Source organism: Kitasatospora purpeofusca (assembly GCF_034043715.1).
In the GTDB taxonomy this organism is placed as follows: Bacteria; Actinomycetota; Actinomycetes; order Streptomycetales; family Streptomycetaceae; genus Kitasatospora; species Kitasatospora purpeofusca_A.
Genome location: NZ_JAXCLC010000008.1, coordinates 60745 through 78676 on the forward strand (window position 1 = coordinate 60745; position 17932 = coordinate 78676).

The 17932-nt window shown below is 72.8% G+C and carries 17 protein-coding genes; 6 read left to right on the forward strand and 11 right to left on the reverse strand.

Annotation, left to right across the window (positions count from 1 at the left end; genetic code table 11):
- Window positions 1-96 precede the first annotated feature (96 nt).
- Window positions 97-1008, reverse strand: a complete 912-nt coding sequence (locus SM793_RS06400) for a serine/threonine-protein kinase (RefSeq protein ID WP_320437037.1) — start codon at window positions 1006-1008, stop codon at window positions 97-99.
- A gap of 99 nt (window positions 1009-1107) precedes the next feature.
- Between SM793_RS06400 and SM793_RS06405 the strand changes: the two genes are divergently transcribed.
- The 5 genes from SM793_RS06405 (at window position 1108) to SM793_RS06425 (ending at window position 4026) form a co-directional block, all read left to right on the forward strand.
- Window positions 1108-1653 carry a sigma-70 family RNA polymerase sigma factor gene (locus SM793_RS06405; protein ID WP_320437038.1) on the forward strand — a complete coding sequence of 182 codons (546 nt, stop codon included), beginning with the start codon at window positions 1108-1110 and terminating at the stop codon, window positions 1651-1653.
- Complete coding sequence (locus SM793_RS06410) at window positions 1650-2474, forward strand: hypothetical protein (protein WP_320437039.1); 825 nt, start codon at window positions 1650-1652, stop codon at window positions 2472-2474. The genes SM793_RS06405 and SM793_RS06410 overlap by 4 nt, the downstream gene beginning before the upstream one ends.
- A 94-nt stretch (window positions 2475-2568) precedes the next feature.
- Window positions 2569-3291 (forward strand): hypothetical protein, encoded by a 723-nt coding sequence (locus tag SM793_RS06415; RefSeq protein WP_320437040.1) that lies wholly within the window; start codon window positions 2569-2571, stop codon window positions 3289-3291.
- Window positions 3292-3379: 88 nt separating this feature from the next.
- Entirely contained in the window at window positions 3380-3628 is a 249-nt protein-coding gene (locus SM793_RS06420; protein WP_320437041.1) for a hypothetical protein, read from the forward strand.
- A complete protein-coding gene (locus SM793_RS06425) occupies window positions 3625-4026 on the forward strand; it encodes a DNA-binding protein (RefSeq protein ID WP_320437042.1) in 402 nt (133 codons plus the stop codon). The genes SM793_RS06420 and SM793_RS06425 overlap by 4 nt, the downstream gene beginning before the upstream one ends.
- 54 nt (window positions 4027-4080) lie before the next feature.
- Here SM793_RS06425 and SM793_RS06430 read toward each other — a convergent pair whose 3' ends face one another.
- Window positions 4081-4257, reverse strand: coding sequence for a hypothetical protein (locus SM793_RS06430; protein WP_266312023.1), 177 nt, complete (start codon window positions 4255-4257; stop codon window positions 4081-4083).
- 186 nt (window positions 4258-4443) lie between these two features.
- On the opposite strand from SM793_RS06430, the gene SM793_RS06435 reads away from it, so the two are divergent.
- Entirely contained in the window at window positions 4444-5283 is an 840-nt protein-coding gene (locus tag SM793_RS06435; protein WP_320437043.1) for an HAD family hydrolase, read from the forward strand.
- 55 nt (window positions 5284-5338) lie between these two features.
- Here the strand turns inward: SM793_RS06435 and SM793_RS06440 are convergent, their stop codons facing one another.
- The 9 genes from SM793_RS06440 to SM793_RS06480 form a co-directional block, all read right to left on the reverse strand.
- Complete coding sequence (locus SM793_RS06440; RefSeq protein ID WP_320437129.1) at window positions 5339-6115, reverse strand: phosphate ABC transporter ATP-binding protein; 777 nt, start codon at window positions 6113-6115, stop codon at window positions 5339-5341.
- A 263-nt stretch (window positions 6116-6378) separates the two neighbouring features.
- On the reverse strand, window positions 6379-7326 hold the full coding sequence (locus SM793_RS06445; protein ID WP_320437044.1) for a class E sortase: 948 nt from the start codon (window positions 7324-7326) through the stop codon (window positions 6379-6381).
- Complete coding sequence (locus SM793_RS06450; RefSeq protein WP_320437045.1) at window positions 7323-9293, reverse strand: phosphate ABC transporter substrate-binding protein PstS; 1971 nt, start codon at window positions 9291-9293, stop codon at window positions 7323-7325. Before SM793_RS06450 ends, SM793_RS06445 begins: the two co-directional genes overlap by 4 nt.
- A gap of 38 nt (window positions 9294-9331) precedes the next feature.
- Window positions 9332-10708 (reverse strand): phosphate ABC transporter permease PstA, encoded by a 1377-nt coding sequence (gene pstA, locus SM793_RS06455; protein WP_320437046.1) that lies wholly within the window; start codon window positions 10706-10708, stop codon window positions 9332-9334.
- An 89-nt stretch (window positions 10709-10797) separates the two neighbouring features.
- Window positions 10798-11817 (reverse strand): phosphate ABC transporter permease subunit PstC, encoded by a 1020-nt coding sequence (pstC, locus tag SM793_RS06460; RefSeq protein WP_320437047.1) that lies wholly within the window; start codon window positions 11815-11817, stop codon window positions 10798-10800.
- Window positions 11818-11982: 165 nt separating this feature from the next.
- Complete coding sequence (locus tag SM793_RS06465) at window positions 11983-14682, reverse strand: hypothetical protein (RefSeq protein WP_320437048.1); 2700 nt, start codon at window positions 14680-14682, stop codon at window positions 11983-11985.
- Window positions 14683-15003: 321 nt separating this feature from the next.
- Window positions 15004-15603, reverse strand: a complete 600-nt coding sequence (locus SM793_RS06470; protein ID WP_320437049.1) for a hypothetical protein — start codon at window positions 15601-15603, stop codon at window positions 15004-15006.
- 134 nt (window positions 15604-15737) lie between these two features.
- A complete protein-coding gene (locus tag SM793_RS06475; protein ID WP_320437050.1) occupies window positions 15738-16799 on the reverse strand; it encodes a substrate-binding domain-containing protein in 1062 nt (353 codons plus the stop codon).
- A gap of 45 nt (window positions 16800-16844) precedes the next feature.
- Window positions 16845-17882, reverse strand: coding sequence for a PstS family phosphate ABC transporter substrate-binding protein (locus SM793_RS06480; RefSeq protein ID WP_320437051.1), 1038 nt, complete (start codon window positions 17880-17882; stop codon window positions 16845-16847).
- Window positions 17883-17932 lie beyond the last annotated feature (50 nt).

Consider the following 17932-nt stretch of genomic DNA (forward strand, 5'->3'; position numbering starts at 1 on the left):
CGACAACCGGATACAACGGCCCGCCGCCAGGATCTTCTGCTCTCGGCCCACCGGTGGACGGCACGAGCGCCGGTGCGGACCGGCTCCGCGTCGGGCTCAGCGCTGCAGCCAGCTCAGCAGGGCCGTCGCCGTGAAGACGGTGCCCGACGCCAGGTAGACCGTGCGCGGGGCCAGCCACCTCGGGCCTTCCGGGGGCCGGGGCTGCGGGGGTGGAGCCAGCAGCGCGTCCGCGAAGGCCCGGGCGGTCGGCGGTCGGTCCGCCGGGTCGACGGACATCGCGGCCCGGAGCAGCACGGCCACGTGCGGCGGCAGCTCCGCTCCGGCCGGGAGGGCCGGGAGCGTGGAGACGGTCGGCCGGTCGGTCATCATGGCGGTGGCGCGTCCGCCCGGGCCGAACGGCTTCTGCCCGGTCAGCAGTTCGTAGGCCACGACGGCCAGCGCGTACACGTCGGCCCTCCCGTCGAACCCGCCGGTCTGGAAGGCCTGTTCCGGCGCCATGTACGCGGGCGTGCCCGTGGTCACCGTCAGCCCGGACGCGTCGGCCAGTTGCTTGGCGCTGCCCAGGTCCGCCACCAGTACCTCGGCGGGCGCGGGGCCGGCGGTGAGCAGCAGGTTGGACGGTTTGACGTCGCGGTGCACCACGCCCGCCTCGTGCAGGACCTGGACCGCGTAGCCCGCCTCCGCGGCCAGCCGCAGCGCCTCCTGCGGGTCGCACTGGCCGACCCGGTCGGCCAGGGTGCCGCCGAGCACGTGGTCCATGACGAAGTAGGGCCGGTCCTCCTGCACCCCGACGTCGTGCACCCGGACCACCCGCGGGCTGGCGATCCGGCGCAGCAGCCTCGCCTCCGCCAGGAACCGCTCGCGCACATCGGCGTTGGCGGCCCAGTTCTCGGCCAGCACCTTCACCGCGACCTCGGTGTCGAGCTCCGGATCGTAGGCCTTCCAGACCGTCGCGAAGGAGCCGGCTCCGAGCCGCTCCAGAAGGAGGTAACGGCCGAGCTTGCGCATGTGGCAGCATTCTGCCGGAGTCGGGTGGAGTGCGGAACTCCCATTCGGCGGACGGGACGCCGGGCGGGATGCCGGGTGGGACGGAACGGGGGGATCCGGGTGTTCGAGGAAGGCGAGCTGGAACGGCTCGTGGCGGCTGCTCGGGCGGGGGACCCGGGGGCGATGGAGCACCTGCTGGCCAAGCTGCGGCCGGTGGTGATGCGCCGCTGCTCGCGCTTCCTGCCCCACCACGCCGACGCGGAGGAGGCCGCGCAGGACGCGCTGCTGTCCATCAGCACGCACCTGGGCGAGTACGGCGGCCGCGGCTCCTTCCTGGGCTGGGTGACGGTGATCGCCTCGAACGCCGCCCGGTCCACCTACCGCTCGATGCGCCGGCGCGCCGAGGACAGCCAAGCCGACCTCCCCGAGTCCGTGGACCCGCGCACCACCAGCGTCATCGCCGGGACCCGGCTCGACCTGATGGAGGCGCTGGCCGCGCTGGAGCAGCAGCACCCGGCCCTGGTGGAGTCCTTCGTGCTGCGCGACCTGGGCGATCTGACCTACGCCCAGGTGGCCCAGGAGCTGGAAACCCCGATGGGCACGGTCAAGGACCGGATCCAGAAGGCCCGCCGCTTCATGCGCGAGCGCCTGGTCACCGGTCCGTGAACGGCGGTCCCGCGGCGGGCGGCGGGCGCACCGCCGTCCGGCTCCGGTCCGCCGTCGCCGCCCTGGTGGCGGCCGCCGCGCTCGGGCTGGCGACCGGCCGGTTCGTCCTGCCGCCGCCCCCCGGCGGGGTCGGCGGGTCCGTCCCGACGTCCGCGTCCGCGCCCTTGACCTCCGGCTCCGGATCCGGCTCGCCGACCGGTGCGCTCGGAACGCCCGGTGCGCCCGGTGCGCCCGGTGCGCCCGGGCCCGTGACCACCGCGAACCTTCTGGAACCCGTGGCGTTCCGCCCGGAGGTCGCCACCGGGCGGATCCACGTCACCGACCGGTACGGCGACGGGGCCTACGCCAACGCGGCCTGCACCGGCGAGAAGACCCTCACTCAGACCCTGGGCGGGCCAGGTGCACACTTCCGCGGACTGATGACCAGTCTCCGCACCGACCCGGGCGACCCCACGCGGGCCACCGACCAGGTCGACCAGGTCGCCCGCGAGGTCGCCGCCGAGGCCCCGAGCCCTTCCCTGGCGCAGAACTTCACCGAGCGCCTGCTGCTGGAGTTGGTGCCCTGCCAGAAGGAACCGCCGGGGCACTGGGTCTACGGAAGGACCACGACGGTGCGGCTCGCCCCGGACGTCACCGCGAGCTGGATGGGCACCTACGAGGGGCTCCTCAACACCACCGGCAGAGCGCCGGAGGCTGTGGAGCCCTGCGGCGGCATCGCCGTACTGCGCAGCGGCAGCCACTACGGGGTGCTGGAGGTCCATGCCTGCCTGGGGACGGCCGCGATGGACCGCGTCGTCAGGACCGCTCTGTCACAGCTGTGAAACAGCCGCTCGGGGCTCCGACTTTCCTTCCTCCGGCGGCATCTCCCCCGTTGTACGAGGACGCAGCAGGCGTCCCGACCAGCAGGGGGACCAGATGACCGAGAACCAGGCCGTCCAGCAGAAGTCCGTTCGCCGCAGCCGGGTCGTCGCCGCGGCCTGCTCGGCCGCCGCGCTGATCGCGGTCGGCGTCGTCGGCACCCAGTCGGCCACCGCCGACGGGGTCGCGCGCAACGCCACGCCCAGCGCCGCGGTCGCCGCCCAGCCGGCCGCCGCCCAGTCGGCCGCCGCCGCGGTCCCCGCGCCCGGACTCGGCTCCGCCGCCCTCGTCCAGAGCGAGGACCAGGTCCGGCAGGGCCTGAGCCCGGTCGGCGCGACCGTCGCGCTGACCGGGCGCCAGGGGCTGTCTGCCTGCTCCGGCGAGGACACGATGCGCGACCTGACCAAGGGTCAGGCCACCGGGTACGCGTCCGTGACCTGGACCTTCGCCACCGACGGCCTCCTGACCGAGTCGGCCGCGAGCGCTCCCACCGGGACGGCGGCCGACGCCTGGGAGAAGAAGCTCGTCGCGCTCGTCCAGTCCTGCCAGGACGAGCCCGCCGGCCACTGGTACTACGGCACGGCCCACACCCTGACCGCCGCCGGCGGCACCGCCCACTGGTACCAGGCCTACCAGGGCGACGGCACCGTCGGCGGCGGGGTCGCGGTCCTGCGCAGCGGCACCAGGGTCGCCCTCGTCGAGCTCACCGGCCGCCCCACCGGCGCCCCGGCCGCGGTCGAAGGCATCACCACCGCGGCGCTGAACCGCCTCGCCTCCTGAACCGGTGGTCCCGCCCGCGCCGGCGGGCGGGGCCGCCTTCTTCCGTGATCCAGGACAGGCCTGCGCATACCGACGGTATGCTTGCCTCATGGCAGCCACCACGCGGATCACCGTCACCCTGCCCACCGAGCAGGTCGCCGAGCTGAAGAAGCTCACGGACAACGTCTCCGGCTACGTCGCCGAGGCAGTGGCCCGGCAGATCAGGCACCAACTGCTCGGCGAGGAACTCCGCCGCTACGAGGAGGAGCACGGCGCCTTCACGGAGGAGGAGCTCACTTCCGCGCACGCGAGGATCTTCGGTTCGTCCGAACCCGGCGGCGGAGCGGCCGCCGCGTGAGTGAGCGCATCGAGACCGTCGTCCTGGACTCCCAGGGAATGTCCGCCTGGATCTCGCAGGACCGTGGCGCCCTCGCACTGATCAAGGCGTTCCATGCGATGGCGGCCGGTCTGGTGATCGGCGCCAACACCATCGTGGAGATCTCGCACGCCAAGGCGAACACCGCCCGACTGAACTGGGTCCTCTCCCAGGTCCGGATCGAGCCGGTGACAGAGCATGCCGCCAGAGCCTCCGCGGCACTGCTCAAGCAGGCCGGTCTGCACGGCCACAAGTACGCCATCGACGCCACTGTCGCCGAGATGGCGCTCCGCCTACCAGGGCCGGTCGCCATGCTCACCTCGGACATCGACGACATGGCCAGGCTCTGCGGCGACCGGGTCCGGCTCATCGCGATCTGAGCCGGACCCGGCCGAACGCGGCGACGCCGGCCGCACCGCCTCCCGCCCCCTGCTTCAGGGGTGCGGCCGTTGGGCGGGGAGGTGGACGGGGTGGGTCGGGGTGGTGCGGCGGGCGAGGTCGGCGAGGGTGTCGAAGAGGATGTCGCCGATCAGGACCGGCTCGCGGGAGGGCGGCGGGGCGTCCTCGGGGGCGGTCGGGGGGCTCTCGTCTCGGACCTGGCGAGTTGGCATGGCTCTTCCTGCCGACGGGGTGGCCGAGGGGAGTCCTGCCCGGTCGGGGGCGGTGGGACACCCCGGGGGCGGGGTGATCGGCCGGAAACCGGTGCGGCCGGGGCCGAAACGTGCCGCAAAGATCGATCCGGGAGCCGGGCCACCCACCCCGGTGACCTCCCGGCGGCGGTGGGCGAAGATGGGGCGGTGACCACACCGCGCACCGCTCCCCCGATCCGGCTGATCGCCACCGACCTGGACGGCACCCTGCTCTGCTCCGGCGGCACCGTCACCGGGCGCACCGCCGCCGCCCTGGCCGCCGCCGAGGCGGCCGGGATCCAGGTGGTGTTCGTGACCGGCCGCCCGCCGCGCTGGATGCAGCAGGTGAGCGCGCACATCGGCGGCCACGGGGTGGCGATCTGCTCGAACGGCGGCGCCGTGGTGGACGTGCGCCGCGGCGAGCTGCTGGAGTCGTTCCCGCTGGGGGAGGCGGAGGCGCTCGCCGTGGTCGGGCGGTTGCGGGCCAAGCTGCCGGGTATCGCGTTCGCCTTCGAGTACCCGGCCGGGTTCGCCCGCGAGCCCGGCTACGAGGTGCGGATGTGGGGGCAGGACGAGAACCACCCGGTCGGTCCGGCGGAGGAGCTGCTCGGCGCCGGCGGTCCGGTGCGCGGGCTGTTCAAGCTGCTCGCCAAGCACCCGGACCTGGACCCGGACAAGCTGCTCGGCGAGGCCAGGGAGGCCGCGGGCGGCCTCGCCGAGATCACCCGCTCGGCGCCGATCCCGCTGCTGGAGATCAGCGCGCCCGGCGTCACCAAGGCCAGCACGCTGGCCCGTTGGTGCGCCGGGCGGGGGATCGGCCGGGGCGAGGTGGTGGCCTTCGGCGACATGCCGAACGACCTGGAGATGCTGGCCTGGGCCGGTACCGCGTACGCCGTCGCCAACGCCCACCCGCAGGTGCTGGCGGCGGTGGCGCAGCACACGGTGAGCAACGAGCAGGACGGCGTCGCCGCGGTGCTGGAGGAGATCCTCCGACACCGCGGCGAGTAGGCGAGCGGGCGAGTAGGCGGGCGAGCGGGCGAGCAGCGGCGGGCCCGGGGCCCGGTTACCCGAAGCGGCCGTTGACGTAGTCCGAGGTCCGCTGGTCGCGCGGCTGGTGGAAGACCTGCTCGGTCGTCCCGTGCTCGACGATCCGGCCCGGGGTGTCGTGGGTGGCCAGGAAGAACGCGCAGGTCTGCGAGACGCGCTGGGCCTGCTGCATGTTGTGGGTGACGATCACGATGGTGAGCTGCCCGCGCAGTTCCGCGATCGTCTCCTCGACCCGGCGGGTCGAGGTCGGGTCGAGCGCCGAGCACGGCTCGTCCATCAGCAGGATGTCCGGCGAGACGGCCAGCGACCGCGCGATGCACAGGCGCTGCTGCTGGCCGCCGGAGAGCGAGCCGCCGGGGGCCTCCAGCCGGCCGGCCACCTCGTCCCAGAGGCCGGCCTGGCGCAGGCTGGTCTCCACCAGGTGCTCGCGCTCGTCCCTGGTGACCTTGATGCCGGCGAGCTTGAGCCCGCTGGCGACGTTGTCCTTGATGGACATCGCCGGGAACGGGTTGGGCCGCTGGAACACCATGCCGATCCGGCGGCGCACCTCGGCCGGGCGGCGGCCGGGACGGTAAACGTCGTCGCCGTCCAGCAGCACCTCGCCGGAGAGCGCGGCGCCGCGGACCATCTCGTGCATCCGGTTGAGGATCCGCAGGTAGGTGGACTTGCCGCAGCCGGACGGTCCGATCAGGGCCGTCACCTCGCCGGCCGGCATGGTGAGCGAGACCCGCTCCAGCACCTTGTGGGCGCCGAACCAGGCGGAGACGTCGCGGGTCTCCAGCCCGGCCAGCACGGGCTCCTCGGGGTAGCCCTGGTAGTGCGCGTCCTGCGGGTAGAGCAGCTGCTGCCCGCCGTGTCCTGCCGGTCCGCCGTGTCCTGCCTGTCCTGCCTGCCCTGCCTGCCCGCCGTGTCCGGCCGGTCCGGCGTAGCCGCCGTCGGTGCCCGCGGGGACGGCGGGCAGGGTGATCGTGGTCTCGGCCGAGTCGCCCGGCCCGTGGCTGGGCGGTACGTCGGTCATCGGTGCATCCGTCATCGGTACGGTCCTCCGGGCGCGCGTCAGTAGAGATTGGGCAGCAGGGCGGCGGCGTTCTCGTAGACCGACCAGAGCAGCGCGCCGATGACCGGCGCGAGGCTGAGGTAGGCGGCCGAGCGGTGCCAGTACCGGGCCAGCACGACGACGGCGACCACCGCGCCGAGCAGTCCCAGCGTCCACAGCTGCAGCGCGGCCAGCGCGCCCTTGTCGGCGGCCAGCGCCTTGTCGTACGGCACGGTGGCGGGGCGTCCGCCCGGGTTGGCCACCGGGTCGCCGTCCAGCCGGGCCCCGATCATCACCGTCGACTCCGGGATCCAGTCGGAGTCGCTGGTCACCAGCACCAGCCGGTTGCGGACCGGGTCGACGATCGGGTGGTCCTCGTCGCCGTACACGTTGACGGTGTAGGTGAACCTGCCCTGGCCGGTGGTGGCCTCGATCTTGTCGCCGACCCGCAGCTTGTTCAGCTCGCCGAACGGCGCCCCGAAGGTCGCCCCCCGGCCGAACAGCACCGCCACCCCGGTCTGCCCGGGCAACGCGGTGTCCCGGCGGTGGCCGGGGCCGCGCATGAGGTCCCGGCCCGTGGTGCCCTCCACCACGACCGTCCGGTGCAGTCCGATCGCCGGGATGTCCAGCAGCGCGACGGGGGAACCGTCGGCGGCCTTGCCGGTCGGGGCGGTCGCCTTGCCGAGCTGGTCCCGGAAGGACTTGTACACGGTGGACTGGAAGTGCTTCTGCTGGACGTGCGACAGGGTGAACAGATAGCCGACGAAGCCCATGGTGAGCGCCGCGAGCAGGCTCACCGCCCAGGCCGCCTGGAGGAACCTGACCCGCTTGGCCGTCCGGCCGGAGCCGTCGGACCCGGCCGGCGCGGTCTCCGGGACCGGGGCCGGAGCCGCGGGCGGTGCCGGGGCCGCCGGGGACGGCACGGACGGCGCCGTCCCGGCGGGCTTCTCCAGGGCGGGCGCCGTCATGACCGGCCGCCCGTCTGCGAGCGGCGGCGCAGCAGCCGACGGCCGAGCAGCGGCGGGACGATGACGACGGCGAGCAGTTCGAGCGCGGTGAGCGTGCTCAGGGTCCAGTCCTCCGGGCGGCCCGCGACCTCGACCACGTCCGCGGCCACCTCGGTGGCGGTGCCGCTGCCGCGGCCGCGCGCGACCACCTGGCCGGTCTGCGGGTCGACGACCTCCTCGACGCCCTGGCCGTCGCCCCCGTCGACCGCCGCGCCCGGGTCGCCGGCCGCGGCGTTGGGGTCGGCCGCCGGCGCGCCGGTGCCGGCGTCACCGCCGGTGCCGCCCGTGGTGCCGGCCCCGCCGGTGGTACCCGCGCCGCCGGTGGTGCCGGTGGTACCCGTGCCGCCGGTGGCGCCCGGGGTCTTGGTGGTGCCGGCGCCACCGGTGGTGGTCTTGCCGGTGGTCCCGGTACCGCCGCTCGCGGCAGCACCGCCGCCCGAGGTGGCGCCGCCGGAGGAGCCGGCACCGCCGGTGGCCGCACCACCCGAGGTGGCGCCGCCGGTGCTTCCGGCACCGCCGGTGGCCGCACCGCCGGAGGTGGCGCCGCCGGTGCTGCCGGAGCCGCTGGTCGGCTTGCCGTTGACGACCTTGCAGTCCAGCGGGGTGCCCTTGGTGTCGCACTCGCTGGGCATCGGGGCGCTGTCCAGGATGGTGAGCTGGCCCGCCGCGTTCAGCGTCGGGTTGGCGCAGCCGGCCAGCGTGTCCGGGTTGACGGTGCTGGCGTTGCCGGGGATGTGCTGGGTCTGGAGCAGACCGCCGCGGACCAGGCCGCGCGGGATCGGCGAGTAGCCCAGGTCGTCGGCCTCGCCCTGGCCCTGGCAGAGCACGTAGGAGAGGAAGCGGCTGAGCGCCCCGCCCTTGTCGTTGCTGAACTTCGGCAGCGCCTGGAGGGAGTTGGTGCGCGGCACGATCAGGTAGCTGTAGCTGGACAGCGGGTACGAGCGCTTGTCGCCGTTGGCGTAGACGCCGTCGAGGTTCTGCTGGAGGTAGTTCGGGTCGTCCGGCGCGGTGTTGTCGTCGACGCCGCGGACCTTGGCGGCGGTCAGCGCGACGGCCACGTTGGAGGCGGTCGGCAGGGTGTAGTAGCCGGCCGGGTTGAGGACCTTCGCCACCGGCCAGTCGCTGCGCTTGGCGAAGGCGTACTCGTCGTAGCCGATGGTGCCCTCGCCGGAGCTGGCCTTGATGTAGGTGGCGACGACGTCCGAGCCGCTCTGCGCGGTCATCCGGCCGGAGGGCGGGAAGAACTCGGTGTAGTCACCGCAGGCGACGCCGTTGACCGACTTGCAGTACTCCTCCCACTGCGAGGGGAAGGAGTGGCTCATCCAGCGGGTGAACTGCGCGGTCGCGCCGGAGCCGTCGGAGCGGACGACCGGGGTGATCGGAATGTTCGGCAGGGCCTTGCCGTAGTCCGCGGTGATCTTCGGGTCGTTCCAGTTGGTGATCTTGCTGGTGAAGATGTCCATGATCGTCTGCGTGGACAGTCGCAGGTCGCGGACCTGCTTGCCGCCGACCGTCAGGTGGTACATCAGCGCGGTGCCACCGGCGGTGATCGGCACGTACGAGTAGCCGTAGACGACCTTCTCGACGCCGGCCAGTCCGGCCCGCTGGGCGGCGTCACCGGCGCCGGTGTCCGCCCGGGTGCGGAAAGGCACGTCGGAGGCGCTGAAGTCGTTCCGGCCGGTGTTCCAGTCCTGGCGGCCGACGGCCGAGCCGACCGCGTTGAAGTCGATCTGGATGCCCTGCGGGCCGACGTCCTGGCGCCACTGGTCGATCGCCGGGAAGGCCCAGCTGGAACCGCTCGCGGTCAGCGCGACGGCCGCGTGTGCCGGGGGGGCCTGCGCCAGCAGCGCCGAGCCGGCCGCGAGCAGGGTGGACAGCAACACGCCCAAGGGGCGGGTCAGGGGGCGGCGTGCGGCCTCCCGCGACATGGGAACTCCTCTGGTGCGGAGGGTGGCGGATCGGAACATCAGTGCTCCCCGGTGGCGATGGCGGGCCGCGACGGCGCGGCGGCGGACGGCCGGACGGGGGAGTCGGCGGACGCGGTGACGGACGCGGTGACGGACGTGGCGCCGGACGTGGCGCCGGGGGCCGCTCCGAAGGACGGCGCGGCGGCGGACGGCCGCGCGGCGCGGGCCTGCCGCTCGGCCCGGGCCAGCCGGCGCTTCTGGCGGCGGTTCATGTCACCGGCGGCGCGGCCGCCGAGGACGCGGGCGGTGACGAACAGGATCATCACCACCGCCATCAGCGTGAGTCCGGCGGCGAAGGCCCGGGCGACCATCTGGTCGACCGGCAGCTTGACGTAGCTCCAGATGTAGAGCGGCAGCGAGATCTGGTGGCCCTCGAAGGGGTTGGCGTTCATCCGGGAGGTGAAGCCCGCGGTCAGCAGAACGGGCGAGGTCTCGCCGACCGCGCGCGCCATGCCCAGCACGACGGCTGTCACCAGGCCGCGCTTGGCGGTCGGCAGGACGACGTTCCACACCGTCCGCCACTGGCTGCCGCCGAGCGCGTAGGACGCCTCCCGCAGGGTGCCGGGAACGAGCCGGATGACCACCTCGGCGGCCCGGGTGACGATCGGCATCATCATCACCGTCAGCGCCAGCGAGGCGGCGAACCCGCTCTTGTCGAATCCGAAGGTGAGGATGACGACGCCGAGGATGAACAGGCCGGCGACGATCGAGGGCAGCGCGGTCATCGCCTCGACCAGGGTCCGCACCGGGCGGGCCAGCCGGCCGCCCACCTCGGACATGAAGACCGCCGCGGCGATGCCCAGCGGAACGGCGAACAGCGTGGCCAGGCCGAGCTGTTCGAGCGAGCCGACCACCGCGTGGATCGCGCCGCCGGAGGTGATCGGCGACAGCGAGGCGGTCCTGTCCATCGTCTCGGTGAAGAAGTTCCCGTGCTGGGCGGCCTCGTAGCCGCGCGAGGCGACATAGCCGATCTGGTCGGCGATCAGGCCGATCACCAGCGCACCGGAGCTCCAGGCCACCACGGAGACCAGGCATTCCCGCACCATCAGCCCGCCCCACTGGAGGCGGCCCAGGCCGTAGTAGCCGACCAGGAAGAGCAGGTACCAGCAGAGCAGGAAGCCGAGCACGCCGCTGAACGGCAGCACCCGCTCGTACAGCACCCAGTCGAGCCCGAGGGATCCGACGAGCGCGCCGAGGACGGTGAACACGTCCTCGCGGGTGACTCCACCCAGCTTGAGCTTCCGTTCCGGGCCGGTGGCCGCCGGTCCGGGCGCGGCGGTCGGCGCGGACGCGGAGCCCGGCGCGGCGGTCGGCGCGGAGCCCGGCGCGGCGGTCGGCGCGGACGCCTCGGCGGGCGCCTTGTCCAGGGTGGTCATCGGTACGTCCCTTCACGGCGGCGGAGCGGTGGCAGCGGCCGGGGCCGGGGCCGGCGGTCCCGGCGGCGGGTTCTCTGAGCAGCCATGGATCAGTCCGCCGTCGCCGCGCCGGAGCGGGAGCGGTTGATCACGAAGCCCGCGCCCACGTTGACCAGCAGGGTGAGCGCGAACAGCACCAGACCGGCCGCCATCAGCGCGGACAGCGACAGCGAGTCGGACTCGCCGAACCGCAGCGCGATCAGGGCGGAGATCGAGTTGCCGCCGTTCTCCAGGATGTGCGTCATCGGCTTGAAGCTCGGCGAGATGATCAGCGCGACCGCGATGGTCTCGCCCATCGCGCGACCGAAGCCGAGCATCACCGCGCCGATCACACCGCCGCGCCCGAACGGCAGCACCACGGTGCGCACCATGCCCCACCGGGTCGACCCCAGCGCGTACGCGCCCTCGCGCTCCCCCTGCGGGGCTTGCGAGAACACCTCGCGGCTCAGTGAGGTGATGATCGGGATGATCATCAGTGAGACCACCACGCCCGCGATGAAGGTGGACGAGGTGTAGGAGGTGCCGATGTCGCCGGTCCGCACCTTGAGGAAGGGGATCGTGTCACCGACGTGGTTGGTCAGCCAGCGCGAGACGCCGATGATCCGCGGCTGGAGGAAGAACAGACCCCAGAGGCCGTAGACGATGCTGGGGATGGCCGCCATCAGGTCGACCAGCGAGATCAGCACGGCACGCAGCCGGAGCGGCGCGTACTCGGAGATGAAGATCGCCGCGGCGATCGCCACCGGGACGGCGATGACCAGGGCGATGACCGCGATCAGGAGGCCGTTCGGAAGCACCGCGGCGATACCGAAGTTGTGCGCCTGTGTCTGCCACTTCGTCTCGGTGAAGAAGTCGAAGCCCACCGCCTTGAGCGCCTGGGAACCGCGCAGCAGCAGGAAGAAGGCGATCAACCCCATGATCGCGAAGACGGAGAGGCCGGCCGTCCGCAGCAGGCCGCGGAACACGCGGTCGCCGTTGGTGGCGGGGGCGGTGATGGTGCGGGGTACATCGGGGTCGGGCTGGCGTGGAGCCTCGGCGTACGGTGCCGCGGGCTCGGCGGCGGCTGTCATGGTCTGCTCTCCGGCGCGCTCGGTGGAAAGTGCTCGGTCCAGGGATCCGTGGACAGGGGCCGCCGCCCCGGCGCGGAACGCCGGGACAGGGGTTCCCGCCCCCGGGAAGGGGACTCGGCGGGGCCGGGACAGCGGCCCCGCCGAGTCCTCACCGTTCGGGCGGTGTCAAGGACGGCGGACGATCCGCGTCCACGCGGTGCGGACGGCTCCGACCGCCCGCGTACCGGCGGCAGTGCCGCCCAGCAGGAGCGCGGCCGGACCACCGACCAGGAGCACCAGACCGGCGATCAGCGCGATCGGCAGCAGCAGCCGCGCCCCACCTGACCGGTCCGGCGCCGGCGAACCCGCCGCCACCGGCGCCGCGGCCAGCGGGCCGGCGCTCCGGCCCGGCGTCGCGGCCTGGCCGGCTCCCGTGCCGGGCTTGGCCCCGGGCTGGGCCGCCGGGACGCCGGTGCCCGCGGCCGTGCCGGTCCCGCCGGTGGTGCCGGTGGTCCCGGAGCCGAGGCTGCCGGAGGAACCCGAGCTGCCGGAGCTGCCGGAGCTACCGGAGGAGGTCGAGCTGCCGGAGCTGCCCGAGGAGGTCGACCCGGTGCTGCCGCTGTCGGTCACCGGGGTGGTGTCGGTCCCGGTGGAGCCGGTGGTCCCGGTCGTCCCCGTGGAGCCGGTGCCACCGGAGGAGCCGGTGCCGCCGGTCGTGGTCTCGGCCGGAGCGCCCCCGGTCGCGCCGGTGGTGCCCGTAGCGGGCTGCTCCGGCTTCTCCACCGGCTGTTCGGGCTTCTCCACCGGCTCGACCGGCGGCTTCTGGTTGCCCGGCCACTTGCCGTCCTGCGCCTCGACGTGCCCGATCGCCTCCTGGGCCTGCGCCCGCTGGTCCTTGGTGAGCGCCAGGAAGCCGTCCGGCAGCCGGCCCGGCTCCACGCCGTAGAGCTGGCCGGTGGTGGTGACGGAGTTCAGGAACCTGGCGACCGCGGAGGTCTTCGCCGCGGAGAGCCCGCCGGTGGGCGTCATGGCGTACTGGACCACGGTCAGCGGGTAGGCCCGCTGCTCCTTGGAGTACGCGCTGCCCGACTCACCGTAGGGCACCAGCTGGGTACCGGTCGCGGCGTCCACCGGCATGGTGCTGACCGCCGCGAGGAGCGAGTCGCGGGACGGCGACACGAATGCGCCGGCCTCGTTCTGGAGCGCCGCCTCGGAGAGGCCATAGGCCTTGGCCTGCCCGCTGTCCATGATCGCGAACAGCGTGCGGTTGCCGATCGGCTGGGCCGCGTAGCCGGGGTGGGTGCCGTCGGCCATCGGCGCGGCCTGCTTCGCGGTCACCACACCGTCCTGCAGGTCACGGAGCACCTTGTTGAGACTGGTCTGCAGCGGGTTCCACTCGTACTGCTTCCAGTGCTTCAGGTGGTCGGCGATCGGGGGCTGCCCCGCCGGCTGGACCGCGCCGGTGTCGTCCTCCCGGACGAACTGGTCGATCGGGTAACCGTGGAAGGTCGGCACCATGTAGCGGGGGTTGACCTTGGTGCCCCACGGGTCCGACTCGCCCGCCATGAACCGCGCCGCCGCAGCGTCGTTGGCGACCCACGAGGTCAACCTGACCGTCAGGTCGGTGGCCGTGCCGAGCACGATCGGCAGCGTGTACTCCGGGCCCCGGCAGGCCGGCCACTTCAGGCCGCTCGAGGCCGGAAGCTGGTTCAGCTGCTTGAACTCCTCGTCCTCGAAGATGCAGAACGGATTGCCGTCCACCGACTCCATCCTCAGACCCGGTGCCCGGTAGGTCTGCGTCAGCATCTTGGCCACCAGCCGGGCGTTCAGCCGCATGTCGCGGATCTGCCGGCCGGCCTCCGGGTCGTCCACCCAGAACACGACCGAGATGCCGGTGGTCGCCAGGGGCGTGTAGACGTACGGCCGCTTGGGTGCCCCCGTGTCCGGAAGCGCGGTCAGACCCAGGTCCAGCCGGGTGCCGTTGAGGAAGGACTGGCGGGCCTGCGGCTCACCGCCGCCGGAGGAGTACTGGATCCCGAGCGGGGACTTGTCCAGGCAGAGCCCGGTGATCCACTGCTGCATGGCCCGGTTGGCCATCTCCAGGCCGGAGGTGACGACATCGGCGGCCGCCGAGCCGCACTCGTCCGGCGTGGGTGCGAAGTCGATCCCGACGACGGCCCGCTGCGCCCAGGCGCACATCTCGCCCGAGTGCACCCCGGTCGTCGGGTTGTCGGACCCGTCGATCACGAAGTCCGAGGCGGTGTTGAAGACGCCGTCGAGGTCCAGCATGTGCTCGTTGCAGTCCGGGGCACCGCCGCGCATGCCGTAGAGGTCGGCCGCGTCCCCTCCGTAGTTGGGGACGACCGCGATGGAACACGGGTGCGTGGCGTCGCAGTTCAGGGACGGGCTGAGACGCTTCGAGCGCACCTCGAACGCCGCGGTACCGGAGCCGTCCGCGCCGGTGACCGAGATCCGCATGTTCGACGGGAGGTCCGGCTCGTTCACACCGGCGGGCAGCGCGGGCTGCTCGAACCCGAGCTCGGGCTTACCGCCGTACAGGGAACTGCCGTAGCAGTCGGTGATCTTGGGGTCGAGGCCGCGGCACTGGTAGATCCGCACCGGGTAGAGCACCGTGCTGGAACGCTGCTGCACGGACTTCGCCGGCGCACCGCTCAGGTCCACGCTCGGAGTGAAGCCGCTCCAGGAGACCTGGATCACCTGGTCCGTGAGGCTTTCCGTCTGGGAGACGGTGACACTGCCCTCGTCCCCGTAGTCCGGGACCTGCCCCGGACGCCAGACCTTCGGTCCCTTCACCGTGACCGACGAGGCCGCGTGCGCCTCGGTCACCCCACCCAGCCCGACCGGTACCGCCACCAGGGCACCCACCACGGCCAGGACAAGCGTCAGCGAGGGTAGTCGCCGACGCCACCGCCCTCGCTCTCTCGGTTCGGGTACGCGGAATCTCATGGCTGGCACCTCCGGGATTTGCGAACCGCCCCGGAGGGCGGCACGAGGGAATGGTCGCGCTCAGGCTGACGGCTCCGGTTGCCTACTATTCGGCCAGCCCTACATGGCCGGATCAGGTCGACCGGATGTACGAGACGACAACGCGACGACTCCGTACCGGAGTTGGGAACTCCGTAAGCGGGCGAGCCCGCGCGTGGGCGCGGGCTCGCCGTCATACGGGAACTGCAAACTGACTGATGATCAGCTCGCGGGGGTGAAGTTGACGGCGAGCGAACCCACCGACTGGCCGCCCGTGAAGAACGAGGTCTTGAGCTTGGAGTCCAGGTACTGCGCACCCGCCGGGTCCACCTGGAGGTCGGTCGAGGTCAGGGTCTGCACGCCGTTGGCGCGGGAGACCTGGCTGTCGCCGGCCGGGTCGAGCAGCGCCACCGGGGTGGTGCCGCCGACCGGGACGCCGGTGATCTGCCAGTTGCCGACGCTGAAGTGCAGCTGCTTGAAGGTGGCGCTCTTGCCGGTGAACAGGTTGATGAAGAGCAGGCCGCCACCGAGGTCGATGTCGCCGTAGTAGGCGGCCAGGTCACCCGAGCCGCCGGTCACCGGGAAAGTGGTGGTGATGCCGGTGGTGGCGTCGTACGCGGGGTCGGCGGTCGGCAGCGGGATGACGACGATGCCGTTGAGCGCCTGGTCCTTCAGGAAGGTGGTGCTGGAGGTGACCACCGCGCTGCCGGTGGCCGCCGTGGCCGCCGGGGCCGCGTCGGCGACAGCCGCACCGCTCATCCCGGTAACGGCGAGAACGACGGCGGCACTGGTCGCGGCGAGGCGGGCGCGGGTACGGGACATGCTGGACTCCTTGGGAGAGGTGAAAGTGGTGCTGGGTGGTGCAGACGGCAGCCGTGCGGTGCCGCCTCGACGGCCTGCCGGCCCACGCGATGCCCGGCGTGACCGACCGGCCGAAGTTCTCGGATTCCCCCGGATCAGGCGCGGCTCACGCTTCCGCAGGCGTTCTTCGGAAGCGGGATGAAGCCGTAGTCCGCGACGGCGGCGGCACCGGCGGCGTTCATGCAGATCCAGCCCTGGGTCCCGAAGATCGCCTTGAGCGCCGCGGCGTGAACGTCGCCCGCGTCCCAATCGGCGCGCCGGACCACGTTGTTCACCACCCGCCCGTAGGTCGTGTTGGCGAAGGCGGGACTGACCCTGCCGAGCACCGGATCGACCGGCGCGATCCCGTTGATGCTCCGAATGGTCATCGGTCCTGCGGCGTCCGCACCGGAGGCATGTCCCCGGTACACCTGGCCGGCGTAGTGGCCGACGGAGTACGGGAGGACGACATCGTCGTCGTCGAGCCACGGGTCGGTTCCCTGGTCCTCGATCTGATCGGTCCTACTGACCACGCAGGCGCCCGGCACCAGGTCCGTACCCTGGTTGACCGTGCGCAGGAAGTGGGCCCGGACGGCCGAGCCCACGAACGGCAGCCGGGGCTTGATCGTTGCGTCGGGGAGCGTCGGATCGATCTGCCGCCAGTTGGTGACGGTGCACTCGTAGATATTCTTGAGCTGGGCGGAGGTGAGGTTCGCCGGCGCGTGACCGGATCCCTTCGCGGCCCAGGACACCGCGTCCTTGGCAAGTGCGACGAAGTTGTTCGCCGAGGTGTCCTCCGGAGACGCGCGCGGGCTGCGCTCCACCCGGGCGAAGTCCACCGTCGCACTGGTGGTGTTCGTCAGCGCCCGGAGCCCGGCCTCGGCGCCCATCGGCCGGGCGATCGCCGCCGCCCCGCTCTTGGGCACGATCGGTGACGGCCCGACCGCGTCCCAGCTGTACAGCCGGGGCGAGGTGGTGTCGCCGTTCCCGGCGAGAAAGGCGTTGTAGTCCTGAGAGAGCCGGCTGAGCAGAGCCGCCGAGGAGTGCCCGCCGACCCCGACGATGTCCGTGGCAGCGGGAGTCCACGGATCGGCGACGGCCGGACCGCCGCCGAGTCCGACCGCCGACGAGAGGGCGAGAGCCGTGCTCGTCAGGAGCCTGACGATGGCCTTGCGCATGTTCCAGGTCCTCCAGGGGACTGCCGGCCGCGGCCGGACGGTGGGTCAGCTGTGGCTGGTGGAGCCGCAGGCGGCGGGGGGCAGGGTCAGGAAGCCGTGGGTCCTGATGAGCGCGGTGGCCACGGAGTTGCCGCAGATCCAGCCGCGGTTGCCGAAGACGTTGCGCAGGGCCTGGCCGTGGGCGTCGGTGGCGGTCCAGTCGGCCTGACGCACCACGTCGGACACGAGGCGCCCGAAGGCGGTCACGGTGAACGTCGGGTTGATCGTCTGCGCGGTCGGATTGACCGCGGCGATGCCGTTGATGTTGCGGACCGTGAGCCGGCCGGGTGCGTCGGTGGTGGTCGAGCGGCCGTAGTAGACCTGCCCGACGTAGTGGCCGACCGAGTAGGGGAACACCGCGTCGGGGTCGTTGAGGACAGGGTCGGTGCCCTGGTTCTCCTGGAGGCCGTTGGTCACGCACGGCCCGGACGTCGGGTTGCCGATCGCGGTCAGGAAGACCGAGCGCGTCCCGGAGCCCGGCGTCGGGAGGAAGGGCTTGATCGTCGCGTTCGCCAGCGAGGGGTCGATCTGCTGCCAGTTGGTGATCGCGCAGCTGTAGATGCCCTTGAGCTGGGCCGCGCTCAGGTTGGCCGGGGCGTGGCCGCCGTTCGTCGCGGTCCAGGACACGGCGTCCTTGGCCAGGGCGACGAACAGGTCCGTGGTCGGGTCCCCGACCTGCGGGCCTCGGTCGGCCCGGACGAAGTCGATGCCGGAGGGCACCGCGTGGAAGGCCGCGAGACCGGTGCCGACGTCGTAGGGCCGGATGATCGCCGGGGCGCCCGCCTTGGTGGTGATCGGCGAGGGGCCGGTCGCGTCCCAGCTGCGGAGCCGGGGAGAGGTGGTGTCGCCGAGCCCGGTCAGATACGCGTCGTAGGCCGCCGAGAAGGCGTTGAGCAGCGGCCCGGTGGTGTGCGAGCCGACCCCGACGATGTCCTGGGCCAGGGGCACTGCGGGCGGGTCGGCGAGAGCCGGGCCGGCGGTGGTGGCCGCCAGCGAGCCGGCGAGTGCGGCGACTGCGAGCAGCTTGCCCGTGGTCCTGCGCATCGTTCCTCCTGCTGTGCCGGTGAGCCGTCCGGTGGGCCGGCGGCCACGGT